Genomic DNA, 19,497 nt, shown 5'->3' on the forward strand with positions numbered 1-19,497 from the left:
AAATGCACCTCGGAAAGGTCTGGGATATTTAGAGACGGCTAGGTTGTCTCTTCTTTTCCTCCGCATATCGCAGACGCGAACATTTGACCAGAGGACGGGGGTAAAATCACCGTGTCAGGGCGCAGATTTTTGCATGGGTGAAGTTTGTTTTTCACTCATGAATAATGCTTTTGGCCATGACGTTATCTTTACGAATGCGACTGATCCGCAGACAGATGATGCCAGATTTCATCGCGGATGTCGTTGGGCCAGTCGGCCATGTGCTTGGTCAGCGTCGTGTGGTCGTGGGCAAACAAGGCGCGGGAGGCCTCCTCGAAGCCCGGACTATCCCCTGCAAGCGCAAACATTACATTATAGGCGGCGGTGGTGCGCGCCTTGAGGTCCGGGCCGTCCTTGCGCGCGGCGTCGATCAGCTTGCGCAGCGTCACCGAGGCCCCGCCGGGCTGTTGGGCCAGCCAGTCCCAGTGGCGGGGCAGGAGGGTCACTTCGCGCGCCACGACCCCCAGCTTCGGACGTCCGCGTCTGGCGGTCTCCGGCTCCGGCGTGTAGCGGGCGCGGATCGCTTCATCGTCGCCGCGCAGGTCGAGGTCGATGACCTTGCCGGTGGTGCGGTCAAAGATAAGCACCGGATCGCCCACATGACGCGCGGCGACGGCGACCTCGGCCAGCGGTCCGATGGCGATACGCTGCGCCACCTGAAACACGACATAGGTGGTCTCGGAATCCATCATATCCTCGAATTATATTTACCCGGGTAAAAATATATGGCATGAGCGCATCTGTCAAAGGAGAATGTCATGGATAGCCATGAAAAGAAGGCCGCCATCGCGGCCTATAAGGAACGCAAATCGATCAGCGGCATCTATGCGGTGATCTGCAACGCGACGGGCGAGGTGTGGGTGGGCGCTAGCCGGAACCTTGAGTCGCAACAGAACGGGCTGTGGTTTACGCTCAGGCTGGGCCATCACATCCATAAGCCGTTGCAGGCGGCGTTCAGCGAACACGGTGCGGCGGCGTTCCGTTACGAGGAGCTGGATCGCATACCCGACGACTATTCGGATATGGCGCGCAAGGACGAACTGAAACGCCGCAAGGCCCTGTGGCAGGCGCGGTTGCAGGCAGACGGATTGTTGTGAAGCGCGAGTAAGGCTTACCCGCCCTTGAGCGAGTTCCACGAGCGATCGGTGCCGCCCGCCGGGGTGACCACCGGCTTCAACTGCGCCTGAAACCAGGCGAGGTTCTGATCGACCAGCTCCGGCGGCAGGTCCTGACGCAGCAGGGTTTCGGCCTCGCCCAGCTTGCCCTGCATCCCCAGGACGAGCGCCAGATTCTGACGGACGCGGATATCGGCGCCCGGACGCACCGCGGCCCGACGCAGCAGGGTTTCCGCCCCGGCCAGATCGCCATTGGCGGCCAGCGACATGGCCTTGTTGGTCAGGAGCGACGGGTTTTCCGGCGACAGGCCGAGCGCCTTGTCCCACATCGCTTGCGCTTCGTCACCGCGCTTGATCTGGTCGTAGGCGACGCCGAGCAGGGAATAGGCGCGCCAGTCCTTCGCATTGAGTTCGATGGCGTGTTTCAGCGGTTCGACGGCGTAGAAGGCATTGTTCTGACCGATAAAGGACTTCCCGGCGGCGAGCAGGGCATCGTAGTGGTTCGGTGCGAACATCAGGATGCGCTGGGCGGCCTCGGCGGCTTCCTTGTACTGGCCCAGTGCCCGCAGCGATTCCGACAGGGCCAGTCCGGCCTCGATATCGGTGGGGTCGCGCTCGAATTCGCGGTTGAAGAAGGCGGCGCGGGCCAGCGGCTCCATGCGCATGGCGGCGGCGCGGGCCTCGGCGGAGGCTTTCTGAACGGCGGGTGCAGCGGCCTTTTCCGTCGCCTTGACCTCCGTCTTTTCAGCCTCAGGCTTTTTCTTGCCCCACGCGGCGGCGGGACCGGCAACCGTCAGAAGGGCGGCGGCGATCAGAAGAAAACGGGACATGGGGTGGGCCTTGTGAACAAACCGGAGGCGTTCTGACCTCGAAAAAGCAAATGGGCGGTTTTAAGCTTTGGTTCACAGGCCTAAATATATGGTTAAACCTTGAGGCCTATCGTGGCCCGGCTGTCTGACATTCGAGTGATCCCCATGCCCAAGCCCCTGCCCAATACCGGCGTCAAACGCACCGAACATATCGTTTTCGGCGTTTTCGAAGACGAGGCGGAGGGTGTCATCGCGGCCCTGAAACCCGCCCATGCCGGGTTCCTGACGGCGCGCGGATTTACGGGCAAGGCCGGATCGATCATCGTGCTGCCGAGCGGTTTGGGGTCTAACGAGACCGGTGCCCTGTGGGTGTGGTTCGGTCTGGGGGCGCGCAAGGCCTATAACCCGCTGATCTTTCGCGCCCTGCCATCGCAGTTGCCGACGGGCGAGTGGCGGCTGAAGGTCGACGAGGCTTTGGATCGCAAGGCCATTCACGTGGCGTTCCAGTTAGGGTCATACGCCTTCGATCGCTATAAATCGGGCAAGAACCTGCGCGCCGAGGTGACGCTGGAAAGCGCCGACCTCAGCGAAGAGACCCGCACCGAGATCGCTCGCGAAGTGGCCGCGCACGACCTTGTCCGCGATCTGGTCAATACCCCGGCCAACGATATGGGCCCGGCGGAGATCGAAGCCGCCGCGCGCGGTATCGCCGACCGCTTCGGGGCCAAACTGACCGTCATCACCGGCGACGAATTGCTGACCGAGAACTTCCCCGCCGTGCATGCGGTGGGCCGCGGAGCCGTGGAAGCCCGCGGGCCGCGCTTTATCGAGATCGACTGGACGCCGCATGTGGAAGACATTTCCGCCGAACCGAAGCCGGTCATCGCTCTGGTCGGCAAGGGCGTGGCCTTCGACACCGGCGGCCTGAATATCAAGGGCGGCGCGGGCATGGCCCTGATGAAAAAGGACATGGGCGGTGCCGCCCACGCCCTGGCGCTGGCGCAATGGATCATGGAGTCGAACCTGCGCGTGCGGCTGCACGTCCTGATCAGCGCGGTGGAAAACGCCATTTCCGGTGATGCCTTCCGTCCGGGCGACGTCATCGCCTCGCGAGCGGGAAAGAGCATCGACATCGGCAATACGGATGCCGAAGGCCGACTGATCCTTGCCGACGCCCTGACGCGCGCCGGTGAACTGACGCCCGACCTGACGCTCGATTTCGCCACGCTTACGGGGGCCGCGCGCGTGGCGCTGGGGCCGGAGGTCATCCCGTTCTACACCGACGACGAAGAGATCGCCCGCCGTCTGGAGGTCGCCTCGATCGCCGAACACGACCCGCTGTGGCGGATGCCGCTGTGGGCCGGGTATCGCGACGCGCTCGACTCCGACATCGCCGATCTGCGCAACGATCCGCAAGGCTGGGCGCAGGCCGGATCGGTGACGGCGGCGCTGTTTTTGCAAAAATTCGCGCCTGAGACCGGTGCATGGGTGCATTTCGACGTCTATGCGTGGAACCCGCGCGGTCGTCCGGGCTTCCCCGTCGGGGCCGAGGCCCAGACGCTCAGGGCGTGTTTCAACCTGATCAAAGGATTGTGATCGTATCATCTATTCCCCCGGCGTGCCGGGGGAGGTGGCGGCGAATGAAATGAGCCGACGGAGGGGGGGCTCGCTGAGATGCCACGAATAAACCTGCGGCCCGATAAGGGCGGTACTCCTACTGCGAAGGCCCCACCACCACATCTAGCGCTACGCGCGTCGTGCGGTCCCCCTCCCCAGTAAACTGGGGAGGTATGATTGTTGATAGTCCCATTAACCCGACGTTCGCATCTTTGGGCTATCGTGGCTACATAAGTGCTTCTGCGTTAACGCTTTTTTACGAAGATTAAGCGGCGCAGAGCCGGTGATGGCTGCGAAGGCGAGACATATGGCTCACGACGATTTCGATCCGCGCATGACGCCGTTCAAGGACGGCAAGGCCGATCAGCTCCTCGAAGGACTGATGCGGGCGCAGACCTTTGTCGTCGGCGAAACCATGGGCTGCACCACGCCCGCGACCGCTTTGCGCGCCGGACCGAACGACAGCGCCGAACAATGGGACCAACTCCTGTTCGGCGAGCGCTTCCGCGTTATCGAACGCTCGCGCGACTATGTCTGGGGCCAATCCCTGCGTGACGGCTATTGCGGCTATGTGAAAGAGGCCGATCTGTCGCGTGACTGGTTCGTGCCGACGCATTTCGTCTCGACGCTGCGCAGCTACGTCTTTTCCCAGCCGAACCTCAAGTCGCGCATCGTCTGCGCGCTCAGCCTCAACGCGCTGGTCAGCGCCGGGGAAACCGACGGCAAATATACGCGCATCAATAATCTGGGCTGGATCTATACGGCGCACCTCGGCGATTTCGGCGCGTTCCACGGCGATTATGTCAGCGTCGCCGAAGCCTATCTCAATGCGCCGTATCAGTGGGGCGGCCGCGAAAGCGACGGGCTCGACTGCTCCGGCCTTGTCCAGCAGTCGCTCTATGCGGTGGGGCAGGCCTGTCCGCGCGATTCCGACATGCAGGCGGCCTTGGGCCACGCGCTCGATATCGGCGCGGATATGAAAGGGCTTTATCGCGGCGATCTGGTCTTCTGGAAGGGCCATGTGGCGATCATGTGTGACGAAGACCACATCATCCACGCCAACGGCTTCCATATGAAGACGGTCATCGAACCCCTGCGCGAGGCGGTGGCCCGCATCGAAGCGGCCGGTGTCGGACTGCCCACGGCGTTTCGTCGGTTGTAGAGTTTTATCGACGCTTACTGTGCTTGAGATGACGTCAGTAAGATTTGACCACGAAAAACACGAAAAGCACGAAAAACTCTGTTGAAACACCGTGCGAAGCGCCGAAAACCTGAGCGACCACACTATGGAAAAGCCCTGCGGGCAAGAAAAGTGCAGCCGCTTTTTTTGTGTTTTTCGTGTTTTTCGTGGTCAAATTTTTTTACGGCCTCTCACGCACTCAAACTACCCGTCTGAGCGCTCCCCGGTCTCATCCACGGCCTGACGCGCCCTGTCCTCGCTCTCGCGGCGCAGCGGCGCGCGCACGCTGCATACCTCCTGCAAATAGCCGTCCAGCGAATTGAAGATGTGCTCGGACACGATGCTGTAGTGGACGAACTTGCCCTTCTTGACGCCCGTGATCAGTCCGGCGTTTTCCAGAATGCTCAGATGCTTCGACAGGGACGGCTTCGACATGTCGAAGCGCTCGGCGATTTCTCCCGCCGTCAGTGAGGCCTTGGACAGATAGGCCAGAATCTTCAGTCGCGGCTCCGACGCCAGAGCCTCGAAGGTTTTTACCATACGCATCCACGCACCCCAACATTTAGACATTTAGCGTATTGACGAAATGAATTCACCCCGCTAACAATTCGTTTATTAGCTAATTGTAGTGCGAACTGCATAGGCGGTCAAGACATAAGGGGGCGGTCATGACGATCGCAAAAGAGACAGCTCTGTTGCCGCGCCTGATGGGGGCCGACTGGCACCTTTTGCATCCCGATGTGCAGCAACGCTTTGCCCACGATCCGGAGCCGGGGCATCCCAAAATCTATCAGGGCGTCATGGACATCGTCGCCTGTAATACCGCCGGGCGGTTGTTCGCGTTTCTGACGCGGCTGATCGGCAATCCACTGACCTCGCATACCGGGCAGGCTGTGCCCGCCGTCGTCACCCTGACCGCACAGGCCAAAGGCGGTGTCGCCTGGCATCGTCTGTATCGCTTCGACGGCAAGGCCCCGTGCCGCGTCACCTCGATCAAGCGCGCCGACGCCAGGGGCCGCCTGTGCGAATATGTCGGCTTCGGCTTCGGGATGCGGCTGGCGGTTTCAGTACAGGACGGGGCGCTGCATTTCATCAGCGAACATTATGTCTGGGAGATCGGTGGCTGGCAAATCCCCTTGCCGCACCTTCTGACCCCCGGACGCACCCATGTCGTGCATGAGCCCCTCAACGGCGGCCGCTTCCGTTTCAGCCTGAGCATGGATCATCCGTGGCTGGGGCGCACCTTTTATCAGACCGGTATTTTCGAGGCCGTACCATGACAACACTGCTTTGGCTGATGACGATTCAGGGCGTGATGGGCGCCTTCGACACGCTCTATCATCACGAATTCACCGAGCGCCTGCCGTGGAAACCGCAGGCCGGGCGCGAACTGTTCATCCACGGTCTGCGCAATCTGTTCTACGGCCTGATCTTCGCCTCTCTGGGCGGACTGAGCTGGGGCGGTGTCTGGGCGGGGGTGTTCGCCGCCCTGCTGATCGCCGAGATCGGTCTGACCCTGTGGGACTTCGTCGTCGAGGATCAGAGCCGCCACCTGCCGCCCAGCGAACGGATCACCCACACGCTTCTGGCCATCAATTACGGGCTGGTCCTGGCGTTTTTAGCACCTGAGCTGATGCGCTGGGAGACGTTGCCGAGCGGTTTCCACCCGCACGATTACGGGTTGGGGTCGTGGATCATGTACCTGTTTGCCGCCGGGGTGTGGGGATGGGCCGGGTTCGACCTGCTGCGGTCGCGGCGGTTTCGTAAACTCACGGCCGTGCCGTCCCTGCATCTCGATACGCCGAACCAGCGCGTCCTGATCACCGGCGGCACCGGCCTGATCGGGTCGCGTTTGACGCAGGGGCTGATCGACGACGGCCATCAGGTAACGATCCTGACGCGCGACAAGGCTCAGGCGGCGAAATTTCGAGGGCCTCTGACGGTGATCGACCATATCGACGACCTGCGGGCCCCGGTCGATCTGATCATCAATCTGGCGGGCGAATCCCTGAGCGGCGGCCTGTGGACCCGGCGGCGCATCGCCCGGTTCTACGACAGCCGACTGGGCATTACCGGTGCGCTGATCGACTGGATCGCGCGGCAGCCGGTCAAGCCGAAACGGCTGATCAATGCCTCGGCCATCGGTATATATGGCCGCAGCGAGACGGAGATCTTCGATGAGGCAAGCGCGCCTGCTGCGCCCGATCTGGCGACCGACCTGTGCACGAAATGGGAGACTCTGGCCCTGACCGCCCAGAATCACGGCGTGCCGGTCAGTCTGATCCGCTTCGGCCTTGTCCTGTCGGTCGATGGCGGCGCGCTGGCCCAGATGCTGTTTCCGTTCGAGTTCGGCATCGGCGGGCGGCTGGGCTCCGGCCGCCAATGGATATCGTGGATTCACATCGATGACGCCGTGGGGATGGTGGTTCACGCCGCCAATGCGGGACTGGATGGTACGGTCAATGCCACGGCCCCTGTCCCGGTGCGTAATGCTGGTTTTACCCGTGCCCTGGGACGGGCTATGCACCGTCCGGTGGTGCTGCCTCTGCCGGGGTTTGTGCTGAAACGCTTGTTGGGGCAGATGGCGGATATTCTGCTTCTTAACGGCCAACAGGTGCTGCCCGCGCGGGCGACGCACAGCGGTTACCGGTTCCGCTATCCGCAGATCGACGCCGCGCTCAACGCCCTGTTCCGGGGGCGGATGTAAGCCAAAAAAAGCCCCGGTGCGAACACCGGGGCTTTTTCGTTTAGTGTGCAGCGGGGGCGGGAGCCGCCGCAGGCGCGGCAGGCGCATCGCCCGCAGGCGGCGCACCGGCGGGTGCGGCACCGGGCTGACGCGTGGGGTCCGGCGCCGGGATGCCGAGGCTGGAGCCCTTGGTGTGCAGATAGGCGATCAGGTTGATGCGCTCTTCCGGCTTCTTGATGCCGGCGAAGCCCATCTTGGTGCCCTTGACCCACTTCGCCGGGTTGGCGAGGAAGTGATAGAGCTGATCGTAGGACCAGGTCGGAGCCTCGGCGGCGTGCGCCTTCATGCCGTCCGAATAGCCGAAGCCCGCGTGGCTGGCGGTCGGGCGACCGACGACGCCCCACAGGCCGGGGCCGGTCATGTTCGGGCCGCCTTCGTGGTCGTTGTGGCACGAGACGCACTTGGCGAAGACCTTTTCACCGGCGGCGATGTCCGCCGTCGGCAGGACCGTGCCCCAGTCCGGATCGAGTTCTACCGCGGCGACACCACCGGCTTCGGGCGCTTCGGCCACTTCGATGGCGTAGCCGGGCTTTGCCGGGGCTTCGGTGTGATAGAGCGCGTCGACGCCGATGCGCACACCCATGATGACCAGCGCGGTCGCCAGACCTGCACCCAGAATCTTGTTGAACTGAAGATTACCGCTCATGCCGCTTCGACGTCCTGACTCTTATATCTCGGTTGTGGCCGCGATGTTGACCGGATCGACAGGCAGTCGTCAATGCCGGTACGCGGACCGTTATTTTGTTTCCTCTGGCTCTCTGACACGCGAAACGCCAATACGCAAGATGGCAGAGCCCGCTTAAGGCCAAAATGAGGCCGCAAACGGGGCTACGTGTCAAATCGTCACACCCTCCGGCTGCGGGGAGGGGGCCTTTCCGCTTTATCGCGCTTTGCGAAACCTGTGAAGCGGTTTTCAGCCCGGCAAGGCGCATCGGGATAGAAGTGCTTGAAACCTGCCGTAAATAAAGGCACAGACGGCGCTCACCTCTGGTTATACGGCCCGTTTCATGACTTCGACCTCTCCCAAAAAGATCGCCTATCAGGGCGAACCCGGCGCTTTCAGCCATCAGGCCTGCAAACGCTGGTTCCCCGACCACGTACCGACGCCTTTTCCGACGTTTGAGGCGGCGTTCGCGGCGGTCAATGCGGGCGAGTGCGACCTGGGTATGATCCCGGCGGAAAACGCCCTGGCGGGACGCGTCGCCGACGTGCATCAGCTGCTGCCGCATTCGGGGCTGAAGATCATCGGCGAGCGCTTTTTGCCGATCGAGATGATGCTGATGGGCGTGCCGGAAACCGAGCTGGCCAACATCACGGTGGCCTTTTCGCACACCATGGCCCTGCTTCAGTGCCGCAACTCGCTGCTGGCGCTCAACATCAAGCCGGAAATGTTCCACGATACCGCCGGTTCGGCGCGGGCCTTGAGCGAGACGCGCGAACTGAACCGTGCCGCCATCGCGCCGGAAATCGCCGCCGAGCTGTACGGGCTGAAAATCCTCCAACGCAATATGGAAGACGCGCACAACAATACGACGCGATTCCTGGTCCTGACCGCGCAGGATCAGGTCGTTGAACCGGCCGCCGAAAAGATACTCACCAGCTTCGTCTTCGGCGTGCGCAACATCCCGGCGGCGCTGTACAAGGCCCTGGGCGGTTTCGCGACCAATGGGATCAACATGATCCGTCTGGAAAGCTATATCCGCGACGGCATCTTCGCCTCGACCTTCTTCTATGCCGAGGTCGAGGGGCGTCCAAGCGACCGCCTGCTAAAACTGGCCTTCGAGGAGCTGGCGTTTTTCGCCGAAGAAGTCGAGATTCTCGGCGTCTATCCGATGGACCCGTTTCGCGCGACGCAAGGGGCGTAACTTTTCATACCTCCCCATCTCTGATGGGGAGGGGAACCGCACGAGATGACCGAAGGTCAGCGAGATGTGGTGGTGGGGGTTCTTGCTTACTTACTGAACCGCGCCAGTGGTACCAAAGCAAGAAACCCCACCACCCCTTTGCTGCGCAAAGCGGTCCCCCTCCCCGACAAGTCGGGGAGGTATGATTTACTGAAGTTTCCTATTTTCACGCACAGCATCATACACCTTCCCAACCGTTTCCGGCAGGATCGGGCCGGTGATCTTGTCGATCACCACACCGTCAGGGCCAACGATAAAGGTCTCCGGCACGCCTGAAATCCCCAGATCGAGCCCCATCGCCCCGTCTTCGTCGGACAGGATTTTCGCGTACGGATCGCCGTGCGTATTGACGAAGCTCAGGCCGTTGATCGGCGTGTCCTTATGGTCGATGCCGATGATGACCACGCCCTTGGTTTTCAGGTCCATCAGATAGGGGTGTTCGGCCAGACATGGCGTGCACCATGAGGCGAAGACATTGATCAGAACCGGTTTGTTATAACCCGCGACCAGCGTTTTCAGCGTCATGGCGGAGCCGTCGTGCAGGTCGGTCAGGGCGCGTTCCGGCACCGGCTTTCCGACCAGTTCCGCCGGGGCGTATTCGGCCTTTTTGTGGAAATTGTACCAGCCGAGCACGCTTAAAGTCCCGACCAGTACGACCAGAGGCACGGCGAGGATCAGGCGCTTCACGCGTCCACCTTCTGCGCTTTTTCAGCGGCCAGTGTCTCTTGCAGGGCCTTGAGTTTCGCCGCCCGGTCGCGGTGCGCCACGACGCTCAGCACGGTCAGGCCGATCAGCGCCACCGCCGAGACGCCGTAGCAGCCCCAGACGTAAAAGGCGTATTTGCCGAAATCGAAATCCATTACGCCCCTCCTTCGCGGAAGCTGATCCGCGCGCGCAGACCGTTATATTTGCGGCTCAGGATTTCGCAGTCGATGCGCACCAGCCACAGCCAGACGAACAGCAGATGATAGGCCAGCGCCATGATCAGCAGCGGCCACAGCATGGCCGGCGCGACGGTGGGGCCATCGGCGCGGAACACCGATGCTCCCTGATGGAGCGTGTTCCACCAGTCGACCGAAAACTTGATGATCGGCAGATTGACCAGCCCGATCAGGGCCAGAATGGCGGTCGATTTCGCCGCCCGGGTTTCGTCTTCGATCGAGGCGTGTAGCGCCATGTAGCCGATATAGAAGAGGAACAGGACCAGCACCGAGGTCATCCGCCCGTCCCACTCCCACCAGGTGCCCCACATGGGCTTGCCCCACAGAGACCCGGTGATCAGGGCCAAAGCCGTGAACACCGCGCCGATGGGGGCGGCGGCCTTGGCGGCGGCATCGGCCAGCGCGTGGCGGAAGATCAGGCCGAAGAAGCTGGAGACGCCCATGACGAGATAGGTGAACAGGCCCATCCACGCCGCCGGGACGTGTATGTACATGATGCGCACCGTGTCGCCCTGCTGGTAGTCTTCGGGCGAGGCAAAACACAGGTAAAGCCCCCAGACGAACAGGATCGCGGTCGCCGCCGCAAGGTACGGACGCACGGGCGCGAACACCTTGGAGAAGCGCTCGGGATTGGCCAGCCAGCTAATGATCATGGGATTTTCATAGGCGTTTCGCGGGAAGGCGGCAAGTGCCTCAGTTGAGGGCGCTGCGCAATGCCGCACCCATGGCGATGGGCGACAGAGCCAGCGCGAACAGCCCATAGGCCCCCAGCAACCCCAGCGCCTGAGCGATCGGCGCACCCGTAACATAGGCGTCCATCAGGCCTGCGCCGAAAATGACCGGCGGCACGTAAAACGGCAAGACCAGCAGCGCGATCAGCACCCCGCCTTTGCGGGACCCCAGCGTCAGCGATGCCCCGACACCGCCGATCAGCGCAAAGCTCAGAGACCCGATCAGGGCGGCGATCAGGCTCAGGCCCGCCGCATCGACCGGCGCGCCGAGGATGATCATCACCACCGGCGTCATCAGCGACAGGATCAGCCCGGTCCCCAGCCATTGGGCCAGACATTTGAGCAAGGCCACGGCTTCGAGCGCCAGCGGCCCGGTGCGCAGCAGGTCGAACACCCCGTCCTCGTAATCGCGCTCGAAGAGGCGTTCCAATGACAGGAGAGAGGCAAGCGCCAGACACAACCACGTCAGCCCCGGCGCGATACGCGACAGGGTCTGCGCGTCGGGTCCAAGACTCAGCGGCACCATGGCCATCAGGGTGATGTAGAATCCTGCCGCCAGCACTGGTCCGCCGCCACGTGCGAACGCCAGCGATAGATCGCGTTTGAGAAGAGCAAGAGCGGCGGGGATCATAAGGCAAGAGCCCCCACCACCACATCTTGCCTGCCTTCGGCAGTCTCGTGCGGTCCCCCTCCCCAGCAAGCTGGGGAGGTATAAGAAATGTTCACTAAATCATACCTCCCCAGCAAGCTGGGGAGGGGGACCCCGCCCGCAGGGCGGGGTGGTGGGGGTTCTTGAGGCAGCGCCACGATCTCCCAATCATGCCATGAGAGCGCTCTACCCATAAACCACCTCCCCCACTTCGGCGCGCGTCAGTCGCAGTTCCCGAGTCTCGAACGGCAGCGGATCGTGCACCGCGCACACGATCAGCCCGCCGTCACTCAGATGCGCCTGCATCATCCCCGCCAATAACGCGCGGTGTTCGGTATCGAGCGGCGACATCGGCTCGTCCAGCAACCACACAGGCCGTTCGACCATCAGCAACCGCGCCAGAGACAAGCGCCGCTTTTGCCCCGCCGACAGCATTCTCACCTCTAAATCGAGCAGGCTGTTCAACCGCAGCTTCCCGACGGCCTCAGCCAATGACCCGGCGGTCCCGCCAAGGTACTCACACTGAAACGACAACTCCTGATCCACGCGCCGCGAAGGGCTCAGCGACTCCGCATGACCAAGATAATGAGAATTACTCGCAACAATACTATCGTCACTGTTGTCATCGCCGATGCGAATACTTCCCGCATGCGGCGGTGCAAACCCCGCCAGGGCTCGCAAAAGCGTCGTTTTGCCCACGCCATTGGCCCCGGTCAGCGCCACGCACTCACCCGGCCCAACCTCAAAATTCAAGTCTGAAATCAACAGTTTATAGCCTTTTTTCAGGCTCAAACCCTCGACCCTTATGGCAAACGGCATCAAATAAACTTTCAAATAGTCCCTTACCTTACATAGACGTGTTCATTGAACAAGTTTAGTAAGACAAGGGACCGCACCACCGTCCGGCCTTGCGCGACCTTTGGCGAACCCTGTGTGTCCGCCTGCGGGGCGCGCGCCGGCATTTCGACGCCCATTGTGGGCCATGCGGTCGCACCGAAGGAACCGCATATGTCCGTTGACAGTTTCGTATCGAAGGCCGAACTCAGCGTTGGCGATAAGACCTACACCTATTACAACCTCAAGGCCGCCGAAGCCAATGGCCTGCCTAATATTTCCAAGCTGCCCGCCTCGCTGAAGGTGCTTCTCGAAAACCTGCTGCGCAACGAAGACGGCGTGTCGGTGACCAAGGCCGACATTCAGGCGCTCGCCAACTGGATCGACAACAAGGGTTCGGTCGAACACGAAATCTCCTTCCGTCCGGCCCGCGTCCTGATGCAGGACTTTACCGGCGTCCCGGCCGTCGTCGACCTGGCCGCCATGCGCGACGCGATGGTGAAACTCGGTGCCGATCCGGCCAAGATCAACCCGCTCAACCCCGTCGATCTGGTCATCGACCACTCGGTCATGATCGACTATTTCGGCACCGCCGACGCCGCCAAGAAGAACGTCGACCGCGAATACGAGCGCAATATGGAGCGCTACAACTTCCTGCGCTGGGGTTCGTCCGCCTTCAACAATTTCCGCGTCGTGCCGCCGGGCACCGGCATCTGCCACCAGGTCAATCTGGAGTATCTGGCTCAGACCGTGTGGACCAACGTGTCGTCGGGCGGCGAAGTCGCCTATCCGGACACCGTCGTCGGCACCGACTCGCACACCACCATGATCAACGGCCTGAGCGTGCTCGGCTGGGGCGTCGGCGGCATCGAGGCCGAAGCCGCCATGCTGGGTCAGCCGATCCCCATGCTAATCCCCGAAGTCATCGGCTTCAAGCTGACCGGTAAGCTGCCGGAAGGCGCGACCGCCACCGACCTCGTCCTGACCATCACCCAGATGCTGCGCAAGAAGGGCGTGGTCGGCAAGTTCGTCGAATATTTCGGCGACGGCCTGCTGACCATGACGCTCGAAGATCAGGCGACCATTGCCAACATGGCCCCGGAATACGGCGCGACCTGCGGCTTCTTCCCGGTGTCGCAGGCGACCATCGACTACCTCACGGCGTCGAACCGCGAGCCGGAACGCGTCGCCCTCGTCGAAGCCTATGCCAAGGCGCAGGGCCTGTGGCACGATGCCGAGGTCGATCCGGTCTTCACCGACACGCTGGAGCTGGACCTCGGTTCGGTCCTGCCGTCGCTGGCCGGTCCGAAGCGTCCGCAGGACCGCGTCCTGCTGACCGACGCCGCCTCCGAATTCGCCAAGGCCCTCAGCGGCGAGTTCAACAAGGGCGGGGATGAGACCCGCGCCGCCGCCGTTGCCGGGACCGATTTCAGCGTCCGCCACGGCGACGTGGTCATCGCCGCCATCACCTCGTGCACCAATACCTCGAACCCGTCGGTGCTGATCGCCGCCGGTCTGGTGGCGCGCAAGGCCCGCGCGCTCGGCCTCACGAGCAAGCCGTGGGTCAAGACCTCGCTCGCCCCCGGTTCTCAGGTCGTCACCGACTATCTCGATGCGGCGGGCCTGTCCGAAGACCTCAATGCGCTGGGCTTCAACCTGACTGGTTACGGTTGCACGACCTGCATCGGTAATTCCGGCCCGCTTCCCGACGCGATTTCCGCCGCCATCAACGAAGCCGACCTCGTCGCCGCCTCGGTCCTGTCGGGCAACCGCAACTTCGAAGGCCGCGTCAATCCGGACGTCCGCGCCAACTATCTGGCCTCGCCGCCGCTGGTCGTCGCCTACGCCATCGCGGGCTCGCTCAATGTCAACCTGACGACGGATGCGCTGGGCACCGGTTCGGACGGCAACCCGGTCTATCTCAAGGACATCTGGCCCTCGAACGCCGAAATCGCCGAGATCCAGCGCGCCAACGTCACCAACGACAAGTTCAAGACCCGCTACGCCGACGTCTTCAAGGGCGACGAACACTGGCAGGCCATCGCTGTCTCCGGCGGTCAGACCTATCAGTGGGACGCCACCTCGACCTACGTCGCCAACCCGCCCTATTTCGAAGGCATGTCGATGACCCCGGACAAGGTCACGGACATCGTTGAAGCCCGCGTGCTGGGCATCTTCGGCGACTCGATCACCACCGACCACATTTCGCCGGCCGGTTCGATCAAGAAGACCTCGCCCGCTGGTCAGTGGCTAACCAACCACGACGTCCCGGTGTCGGAGTTCAACTCCTACGGCGCCCGTCGCGGCCACCACGAAGTCATGATGCGCGGGACCTTCGCCAATATCCGCATCCGCAACAAGATGACGCCGGAAATCGAAGGCGGCGTCACCAAGCACTTCCCGTCGGGCGACGTCATGCCGATCTACGATGCGGCCATGCGCTACAAGGCCGAAGGCCGCAACATGGTCATCTTCGCGGGCAAGGAATACGGCACCGGCTCGTCGCGCGACTGGGCGGCCAAGGGCACCAAGCTGCAAGGCGTGCGCGCCGTCATCGCCGAGTCGTTCGAGCGCATCCACCGCTCGAACCTGGTCGGCATGGGCGTCCTGCCGCTGCAGTTCAAGATCGACGGCTGGCAGAAGCTGGGCCTGACCGGTGAGGAAATCGTCACCATCCGCGGTCTGGAGAACGTCTCGCCGCGTCAGGAACTGATCGTCGAGCTGTTCCGCGCCTCGGACGGCAAGGTCGCCCGCTTCCCGGTCCGTTGCCGCATCGATACCCCGACGGAGCTGGAGTATTTCAGGAACGGCGGCGTCATGCCGTACGTGCTGCGCAACCTCGCGCGCGGCAAGGAAGCGTAGCAGGGTCGCGGACCCTGCACCCCTAACTTGGAGCCCCACTGGCAACAGTGGGGCTTTTTCCATGCGTCCCCAGCTTTCGGACTCAACAGGTCCCGTCACCTGTGTTAACGATACTTAACCGCTGATTCACGCCGCGTATCGGAGTCTGCGACAAAATATCCATAAATTATGACCACTATATCTGGGACGTTAGGCTTCCCTTAACCACAAAATGTGGTGATATAGGCGTCACCCTGTCACCGCGTAACGATTCGGACGTTCCCCATGAGCCTCATCCTGCCGACCCCGAAAGCCGGTCTTCTGACCCCCTCGATCGCCTATAAGCCGTTCCGCTATCCGTGGGCCTTCGACTTCTGGCAGAAGCAGCAGCAGGTCCACTGGCTGCCCGAAGAGGTGCCGCTGGGTGAGGACTGCAAGGACTGGGCGTCCAAGCTGAACGACAACGAACGCAACCTGCTGACCCAGATTTTCCGCTTCTTCACGCAGTCGGATATCGAGGTCCAGGACAATTACATGGAAAAATACGGTCGGGTGTTCAAACCGACCGAGATCAAGATGATGCTGTCGGCCTTCGCCAATATGGAGACCGTCCACATCGCCGCCTACGCCCTGCTGCTGGAAACCATCGGCATGCCCGAAGCCGAGTTCGGCGCGTTCATGGAATACGAAGCCATGCGCGACAAGCACGACTTCATGCAGAAGTTCGGCGTCGACAGCGATGCCGACATCGCCCGCACGCTTGCCATGTTCGGCGGTTTCACCGAAGGCTTGCAACTGTTCGCCTCCTTCGCCATGCTGATGAACTTCCCGCGCTTCAACAAGATGAAGGGCATGGGCCAGATCGTCTCGTGGTCGGTGCGGGATGAGAGCCTGCACTGCGAAGGCATTATCAAGCTCTATCACGCCTTCAACAAGGAAACCGGTGCGGTGACCAAAGCCGTCGCCGACGATATCGTCGATTGCTGCAAAACCGTCGTCGGCCTTGAGGACAAGTTCATCGACCTGTCGTTCGAAATGGGCCCGGTCGAAGGCATGACGCCGGACGACATCAAACAATATATCCGCTACATCGCCGACTGGCGCCTGCGTCAGCTGGGCCTGCCCGAGGTCTATGGCGTGCAGGAAAACCCGCTGCCGTGGTTGCAGGTCCTGCTGTCGGGCGTCGAACACGCCAACTTCTTCGAGGCCCGCGCCACGGAATATTCCAAGGCCGCGACCAAGGGCCAGTGGACCGGCGGCGAAGGCGTCTGGGATGCCTTCGATACCCTGCTCAAGAAGCGCGCCGAAGCGACCAAGGCCGGGGTTTAAGGGTTAAGACTCCGGGGGCCTGCGCTCAAGCAGCGAAGCGGTAGCGCACAAAACAGCCCCCAAACCCCATAAATTAAAGCGCGCCATCGGTTGCCGGTGGTGCGCTTTTTTTTCATCCTTCCCCGTTTACGGGGAAGGTGGCAGGGCAGCCGTAAGGCTGAACTGACGGAAGGGGGAAACCGTGGTAACTCCAAACATTGTCAGACTTGTTTGAAGCTCCGCATCCCCCTTCCGTCTCGTCGCTCCGCGCCGATCCACCTTCCCTTTAAAAGGGGAAGGATGTTTTTTCCCCGCTTCGGGTTTGAATGCGCTATAGACCGCGACCTCATTCGTTTTGAAAGCCCACCATGAAAAACCCTGACTTCAACCGCTCCGCGCCCAAGCCCGCCGCGATCGCCCGCAAGAACCCGGCTCAGGCGGCGAAGAACCGCGAACTGGCGCTGGAAGCCCTCAAGGGCAAGGTCGCGCTGAACCTGACCTATGAAGGCGCGGCCATCGTCGCGGAAGTGCACACCGTCGGCCAGACCAAGACCTTCCGCCCGGCCATGCTGGTTTTTGTGAATGACGCTTTCCGCGTCCTCTATTTCGACGAAGCCTTCGATGTGGCCCTGAGCGAGATGGCATCGTCGGCCCCGCGTGACGGTTTCAAGGCGCACGCCCGCGATTTCCGCAAATTCGACGCGGTGGCTTAGTATTCCCCTCTCCCTGAGGGAGAGGGTCGGGCGGTGAAACTGACCGGGGTGAGGGGGAACTGGTAATTCCGCGCTCGGCTCAAACATTTCCCCCTCACCCGGCTTCACTTCGTTCTGCCACCCTCTCCCTCAGGGAGAGGGGATTAAGACGTGATCTTTAAAACAGCTTATCCGGCCGTGACTGCGGCTGGCAGTAGCCCTGCTCGTATTCGCCCAACTTTTCGTCGGCCCTGATCGGCAGGGGGATGATATCCTTGCCGTCGACTTTGCGGGCCAGAAACGCACCGGTATGGCGGTCCAGCGTCACGCGCAGTTGTGCCCCGCGTTTGGTGCGCGAATTATAGAGATCGTAGAAGTTCGGGCTGATCTTCACTGCACAGGTGATGGTTTCGCACACCGTGTCTTTCAGCAGGCTGTCGTGGCGCGGATCGGCCATCAGCACCTTGAAGCGCGCATTTTCGTCCGGCGAGACCTCCGACAGGCTGACCTCCAGATAGAAGCTGCCTTTCGAAATCAGACCCTTCGGCCCGACGACCTGAGTTTCGCATTTGAGGTCGTGCGTTTTGGCGCTGAGGACGTAAACCGGCGGCTCGGGCGGTGGGGGCGGGGCGGGCTCGACCACCGGGGCGGCGGGCTTATGGACCGGGGGAAGATTATTGACCACCACGGCCACCGGCGGATCATCGTGAGACACGACAGGTGCTTTTTCAGGCGCCTTATCCGCCGTCTTGACGGGGACTTTTTCAGTTGTCTTTTCGGGGGCCTTCAACTGGCTGTACGGGATCGGCGCATCGGGTAATTTGGCTGGCAATTTGGCAGCAGGTTTGGCCGCCGGTTTCGGTGCCACTGCCTTGGGTTTCGGTTTTGGCTTAGGCTTGGCGGCGGGTTTGATCACCTCTTCGATGACCACTTCGCCGTCCTCCAGCTCGGCATGAGCCGAGCCCGCGCCGAACGCCAGAAGACACACCAGAGTGAAACCGCGTATGGTCATCTACGACTCTTCACCAAAACGATCGGAGACCAGCGCCACCAGCGCAGCCACGGCCTCGGCCGCCTGCGCGCCTTCGGATTCGATATCGATATGGGTGCCTTTGGACGCCGCCAGCATCAGCAGGCCCATGATCGATTGGGCGTCGACGCGCGAATCGTCCTTGATGACGTAGGTTTGGGCATCGAACAGGGCGGCGGTCTTGACGAATTTCGCCGAGGCCCGCGCGTGCAGGCCTTTGTCATTGACGATTTCGACGCGCGCTGTCGTGTGGGAAGAGGTATCGGTCATGGGGTTTCTACACTGCGTAACGAAGACTTTTAGCGTCTTCTGATTAGCAGCGTCTTAACGCTTGTTTACCATGCGCGACAATCGGGAAATTTTGTGAGATGCGCCTCGGCTTATACCTCCCTGCACTTGTGCGGGGAGAGGGACCGCGCCTGAAAGGCGTGGTGGTGGGGTGTCTTGCAGAGGTTAAAACAAAAACAGGCGAGGAAAAAGTAAGCAAGAACCCCCACCACCACATCTCACCGCTTCGCGGCTCGTGCGGTCCCCCTCCCCGGCATAGCCAGGGAGGTATAATTTAGCTATCGCCCGACAGGACGTAGGAGGCCACGGTCACGTATTTGCGCCCGGCTTCCTGAGCGTGCTGGACGCAGTCGGCCAGCTTCTCGATCTTGCGCAGAGTCGCCAGCTTGATCAGCATGGGCAGGTTGAGCCCGGCGATAACCTCGGCCTTGGTCTGCTCCATGACCGAGATGGCCAGGTTCGACGGCGTGCCGCCGAACATGTCGGTGAGGAGAATCACCCCGTCGCCGGTGTCGTTGGCAAAGGTGGCTTTCAGGATGTCCTGACGGCGCTGGGCCACGTCGTCGTCCGGCCCGATGCAGATCGAGGTCACGTAATCCTGAGGGCCCACAACGTGTTCCATGGCGGCAACGAACTCTTCCGCCAGTCCCCCGTGGGTCACGATTACCAGTCCGATCATATAAACGTCTTCCTTACACGCGTCCCCTCGACGGTGGACCGTCCGGGACACAAGACTACCATTATAGACTAACTGCGGTGCACCGCAAAAAGGG

Annotated in this window: 21 protein-coding genes; 9 read left to right on the top strand and 12 right to left on the bottom strand. The window is 61.9% G+C overall.

The features are described 5' to 3' along the window. Window positions 1-188: 188 nt before the first annotated feature. On the bottom strand, window positions 189-731 hold the full coding sequence (locus tag PQU92_RS16940) for a DUF2239 family protein (protein WP_272749464.1): 543 nt from the start codon (window positions 729-731) through the stop codon (window positions 189-191). 66 nt (window positions 732-797) lie between these two features. Between PQU92_RS16940 and PQU92_RS16945 the strand changes: the two genes are divergently transcribed. Further along, the gene (locus PQU92_RS16945) at window positions 798-1,136 is read left to right on the top strand and encodes a GIY-YIG nuclease family protein (RefSeq protein ID WP_272749465.1); all 339 of its coding nucleotides are present in this window, start codon (window positions 798-800) and stop codon (window positions 1,134-1,136) included. Between the two features lie 14 nt (window positions 1,137-1,150). Here PQU92_RS16945 and PQU92_RS16950 read toward each other — a convergent pair whose 3' ends face one another. Continuing rightward, a complete protein-coding gene (locus tag PQU92_RS16950) occupies window positions 1,151-1,984 on the bottom strand; it encodes a tetratricopeptide repeat protein (protein WP_272749466.1) in 834 nt (277 codons plus the stop codon). Between the two features lie 144 nt (window positions 1,985-2,128). Here PQU92_RS16950 and PQU92_RS16955 point away from each other — a divergent pair, with 144 nt between their 5' ends. Together PQU92_RS16955 and PQU92_RS16960 are read left to right on the top strand one after the other, a co-directional pair. Beyond that, the gene (locus PQU92_RS16955) at window positions 2,129-3,559 is read left to right on the top strand and encodes a leucyl aminopeptidase family protein (RefSeq protein WP_272749467.1); all 1,431 of its coding nucleotides are present in this window, start codon (window positions 2,129-2,131) and stop codon (window positions 3,557-3,559) included. A gap of 328 nt (window positions 3,560-3,887) precedes the next feature. Next, the gene (locus PQU92_RS16960; protein ID WP_272749468.1) at window positions 3,888-4,742 is read left to right on the top strand and encodes a C40 family peptidase; all 855 of its coding nucleotides are present in this window, start codon (window positions 3,888-3,890) and stop codon (window positions 4,740-4,742) included. A 222-nt stretch (window positions 4,743-4,964) separates the two neighbouring features. On the opposite strand, the gene PQU92_RS16965 is transcribed toward PQU92_RS16960, so the two are convergent. Then, a complete protein-coding gene (locus PQU92_RS16965) occupies window positions 4,965-5,306 on the bottom strand; it encodes a metalloregulator ArsR/SmtB family transcription factor (protein WP_272749469.1) in 342 nt (113 codons plus the stop codon). Window positions 5,307-5,428: 122 nt separating this feature from the next. On the opposite strand from PQU92_RS16965, the gene PQU92_RS16970 reads away from it, so the two are divergent. Together PQU92_RS16970 and PQU92_RS16975 are read left to right on the top strand one after the other, a co-directional pair. Further along, on the top strand, window positions 5,429-6,040 hold the full coding sequence (locus PQU92_RS16970) for a DUF4166 domain-containing protein (protein ID WP_272749470.1): 612 nt from the start codon (window positions 5,429-5,431) through the stop codon (window positions 6,038-6,040). Continuing rightward, window positions 6,037-7,467, top strand: coding sequence for a TIGR01777 family oxidoreductase (locus PQU92_RS16975; protein WP_272749472.1), 1,431 nt, complete (start codon window positions 6,037-6,039; stop codon window positions 7,465-7,467). The genes PQU92_RS16970 and PQU92_RS16975 overlap by 4 nt, the downstream gene beginning before the upstream one ends. A 40-nt stretch (window positions 7,468-7,507) precedes the next feature. On the opposite strand, the gene PQU92_RS16980 is transcribed toward PQU92_RS16975, so the two are convergent. Then, window positions 7,508-8,152: a c-type cytochrome gene (locus PQU92_RS16980; protein ID WP_272749473.1), complete on the bottom strand. Its 645-nt coding sequence runs from the start codon at window positions 8,150-8,152 to the stop codon at window positions 7,508-7,510. A 361-nt stretch (window positions 8,153-8,513) separates the two neighbouring features. Between PQU92_RS16980 and PQU92_RS16985 the strand changes: the two genes are divergently transcribed. Continuing rightward, window positions 8,514-9,371: a prephenate dehydratase gene (locus PQU92_RS16985; protein ID WP_272749475.1), complete on the top strand. Its 858-nt coding sequence runs from the start codon at window positions 8,514-8,516 to the stop codon at window positions 9,369-9,371. A 186-nt stretch (window positions 9,372-9,557) separates the two neighbouring features. Here PQU92_RS16985 and PQU92_RS16990 read toward each other — a convergent pair whose 3' ends face one another. From PQU92_RS16990 to ccmA, 5 genes are all read right to left on the bottom strand, one after another. Continuing rightward, on the bottom strand, window positions 9,558-10,097 hold the full coding sequence (locus tag PQU92_RS16990; protein WP_272749476.1) for a DsbE family thiol:disulfide interchange protein: 540 nt from the start codon (window positions 10,095-10,097) through the stop codon (window positions 9,558-9,560). Then, window positions 10,094-10,270: a heme exporter protein CcmD gene (gene ccmD / locus PQU92_RS16995; protein WP_272749478.1), complete on the bottom strand. Its 177-nt coding sequence runs from the start codon at window positions 10,268-10,270 to the stop codon at window positions 10,094-10,096. Before ccmD ends, PQU92_RS16990 begins: the two co-directional genes overlap by 4 nt. After that, window positions 10,270-11,004, bottom strand: coding sequence for a heme ABC transporter permease (locus PQU92_RS17000; protein ID WP_272749480.1), 735 nt, complete (start codon window positions 11,002-11,004; stop codon window positions 10,270-10,272). Before PQU92_RS17000 ends, ccmD begins: the two co-directional genes overlap by 1 nt. A gap of 40 nt (window positions 11,005-11,044) precedes the next feature. Further along, window positions 11,045-11,713 carry a heme exporter protein CcmB gene (ccmB, locus tag PQU92_RS17005; protein WP_272749482.1) on the bottom strand — a complete coding sequence of 223 codons (669 nt, stop codon included), beginning with the start codon at window positions 11,711-11,713 and terminating at the stop codon, window positions 11,045-11,047. A 204-nt stretch (window positions 11,714-11,917) separates the two neighbouring features. After that, window positions 11,918-12,550: a heme ABC exporter ATP-binding protein CcmA gene (gene ccmA, locus PQU92_RS17010; RefSeq protein WP_272749483.1), complete on the bottom strand. Its 633-nt coding sequence runs from the start codon at window positions 12,548-12,550 to the stop codon at window positions 11,918-11,920. A 189-nt stretch (window positions 12,551-12,739) separates the two neighbouring features. Between ccmA and acnA the strand changes: the two genes are divergently transcribed. From acnA to PQU92_RS17025, 3 genes are all read left to right on the top strand, one after another. Next, window positions 12,740-15,427, top strand: coding sequence for an aconitate hydratase AcnA (gene acnA / locus PQU92_RS17015; protein WP_272749484.1), 2,688 nt, complete (start codon window positions 12,740-12,742; stop codon window positions 15,425-15,427). 264 nt (window positions 15,428-15,691) lie between these two features. Beyond that, window positions 15,692-16,735 (top strand): ribonucleotide-diphosphate reductase subunit beta, encoded by a 1,044-nt coding sequence (locus PQU92_RS17020; RefSeq protein WP_272749485.1) that lies wholly within the window; start codon window positions 15,692-15,694, stop codon window positions 16,733-16,735. A 347-nt stretch (window positions 16,736-17,082) separates the two neighbouring features. Next, window positions 17,083-17,427, top strand: a complete 345-nt coding sequence (locus PQU92_RS17025) for a hypothetical protein (RefSeq protein ID WP_272749486.1) — start codon at window positions 17,083-17,085, stop codon at window positions 17,425-17,427. A 157-nt stretch (window positions 17,428-17,584) separates the two neighbouring features. Here PQU92_RS17025 and PQU92_RS17030 read toward each other — a convergent pair whose 3' ends face one another. The 3 genes from PQU92_RS17030 to PQU92_RS17040 all read right to left on the bottom strand — a co-directional run bounded on the left by PQU92_RS17030 (window position 17,585) and on the right by PQU92_RS17040 (window position 19,403). Then, entirely contained in the window at window positions 17,585-18,418 is an 834-nt protein-coding gene (locus PQU92_RS17030) for a hypothetical protein (protein ID WP_272749487.1), read from the bottom strand. Beyond that, on the bottom strand, window positions 18,419-18,706 hold the full coding sequence (locus tag PQU92_RS17035; RefSeq protein WP_272749488.1) for an HPr family phosphocarrier protein: 288 nt from the start codon (window positions 18,704-18,706) through the stop codon (window positions 18,419-18,421). A 292-nt stretch (window positions 18,707-18,998) separates the two neighbouring features. Further along, window positions 18,999-19,403 (bottom strand): PTS sugar transporter subunit IIA, encoded by a 405-nt coding sequence (locus PQU92_RS17040; RefSeq protein ID WP_272749489.1) that lies wholly within the window; start codon window positions 19,401-19,403, stop codon window positions 18,999-19,001. Between the last annotated feature and the right edge of the window lie 94 nt (window positions 19,404-19,497).

This window comes from Asticcacaulis aquaticus (genome assembly GCF_028550415.1).
In the GTDB taxonomy this organism is placed as follows: Bacteria; Pseudomonadota; Alphaproteobacteria; order Caulobacterales; family Caulobacteraceae; genus Asticcacaulis; species Asticcacaulis aquaticus.

What these genes read in the sequence shown, in the direction of transcription:
- PQU92_RS16980 (WP_272749473.1), bottom strand. Translation starts at nt 8,152, where the DNA reads ATGAGCGGTAATCTTCAGTTCAACAAGATTCTGGGTGCAGGTCTGGCG.
- PQU92_RS16960 (WP_272749468.1), top strand. Translation starts at nt 3,888, where the DNA reads ATGGCTCACGACGATTTCGATCCGCGCATGACGCCGTTCAAGGACGGC.
- PQU92_RS16950 (WP_272749466.1), bottom strand. Translation starts at nt 1,984, where the DNA reads ATGTCCCGTTTTCTTCTGATCGCCGCCGCCCTTCTGACGGTTGCCGGT.
- PQU92_RS17040 (WP_272749489.1), bottom strand. Translation starts at nt 19,403, where the DNA reads ATGATCGGACTGGTAATCGTGACCCACGGGGGACTGGCGGAAGAGTTC.
- PQU92_RS16985 (WP_272749475.1), top strand. Translation starts at nt 8,514, where the DNA reads ATGACTTCGACCTCTCCCAAAAAGATCGCCTATCAGGGCGAACCCGGC.
- PQU92_RS16965 (WP_272749469.1), bottom strand. Translation starts at nt 5,306, where the DNA reads ATGCGTATGGTAAAAACCTTCGAGGCTCTGGCGTCGGAGCCGCGACTG.
- PQU92_RS17030 (WP_272749487.1), bottom strand. Translation starts at nt 18,418, where the DNA reads ATGACCATACGCGGTTTCACTCTGGTGTGTCTTCTGGCGTTCGGCGCG.
- acnA (WP_272749484.1), top strand. Translation starts at nt 12,740, where the DNA reads ATGTCCGTTGACAGTTTCGTATCGAAGGCCGAACTCAGCGTTGGCGAT.
- PQU92_RS17020 (WP_272749485.1), top strand. Translation starts at nt 15,692, where the DNA reads ATGAGCCTCATCCTGCCGACCCCGAAAGCCGGTCTTCTGACCCCCTCG.
- PQU92_RS16945 (WP_272749465.1), top strand. Translation starts at nt 798, where the DNA reads ATGGATAGCCATGAAAAGAAGGCCGCCATCGCGGCCTATAAGGAACGC.
- PQU92_RS16970 (WP_272749470.1), top strand. Translation starts at nt 5,429, where the DNA reads ATGACGATCGCAAAAGAGACAGCTCTGTTGCCGCGCCTGATGGGGGCC.
- ccmB (WP_272749482.1), bottom strand. Translation starts at nt 11,713, where the DNA reads ATGATCCCCGCCGCTCTTGCTCTTCTCAAACGCGATCTATCGCTGGCG.
- PQU92_RS17025 (WP_272749486.1), top strand. Translation starts at nt 17,083, where the DNA reads ATGAAAAACCCTGACTTCAACCGCTCCGCGCCCAAGCCCGCCGCGATC.
- PQU92_RS17000 (WP_272749480.1), bottom strand. Translation starts at nt 11,004, where the DNA reads ATGATCATTAGCTGGCTGGCCAATCCCGAGCGCTTCTCCAAGGTGTTC.
- PQU92_RS17035 (WP_272749488.1), bottom strand. Translation starts at nt 18,706, where the DNA reads ATGACCGATACCTCTTCCCACACGACAGCGCGCGTCGAAATCGTCAAT.
- PQU92_RS16955 (WP_272749467.1), top strand. Translation starts at nt 2,129, where the DNA reads ATGCCCAAGCCCCTGCCCAATACCGGCGTCAAACGCACCGAACATATC.
- ccmA (WP_272749483.1), bottom strand. Translation starts at nt 12,550, where the DNA reads ATGCCGTTTGCCATAAGGGTCGAGGGTTTGAGCCTGAAAAAAGGCTAT.
- PQU92_RS16975 (WP_272749472.1), top strand. Translation starts at nt 6,037, where the DNA reads ATGACAACACTGCTTTGGCTGATGACGATTCAGGGCGTGATGGGCGCC.
- PQU92_RS16940 (WP_272749464.1), bottom strand. Translation starts at nt 731, where the DNA reads ATGATGGATTCCGAGACCACCTATGTCGTGTTTCAGGTGGCGCAGCGT.
- ccmD (WP_272749478.1), bottom strand. Translation starts at nt 10,270, where the DNA reads ATGGATTTCGATTTCGGCAAATACGCCTTTTACGTCTGGGGCTGCTAC.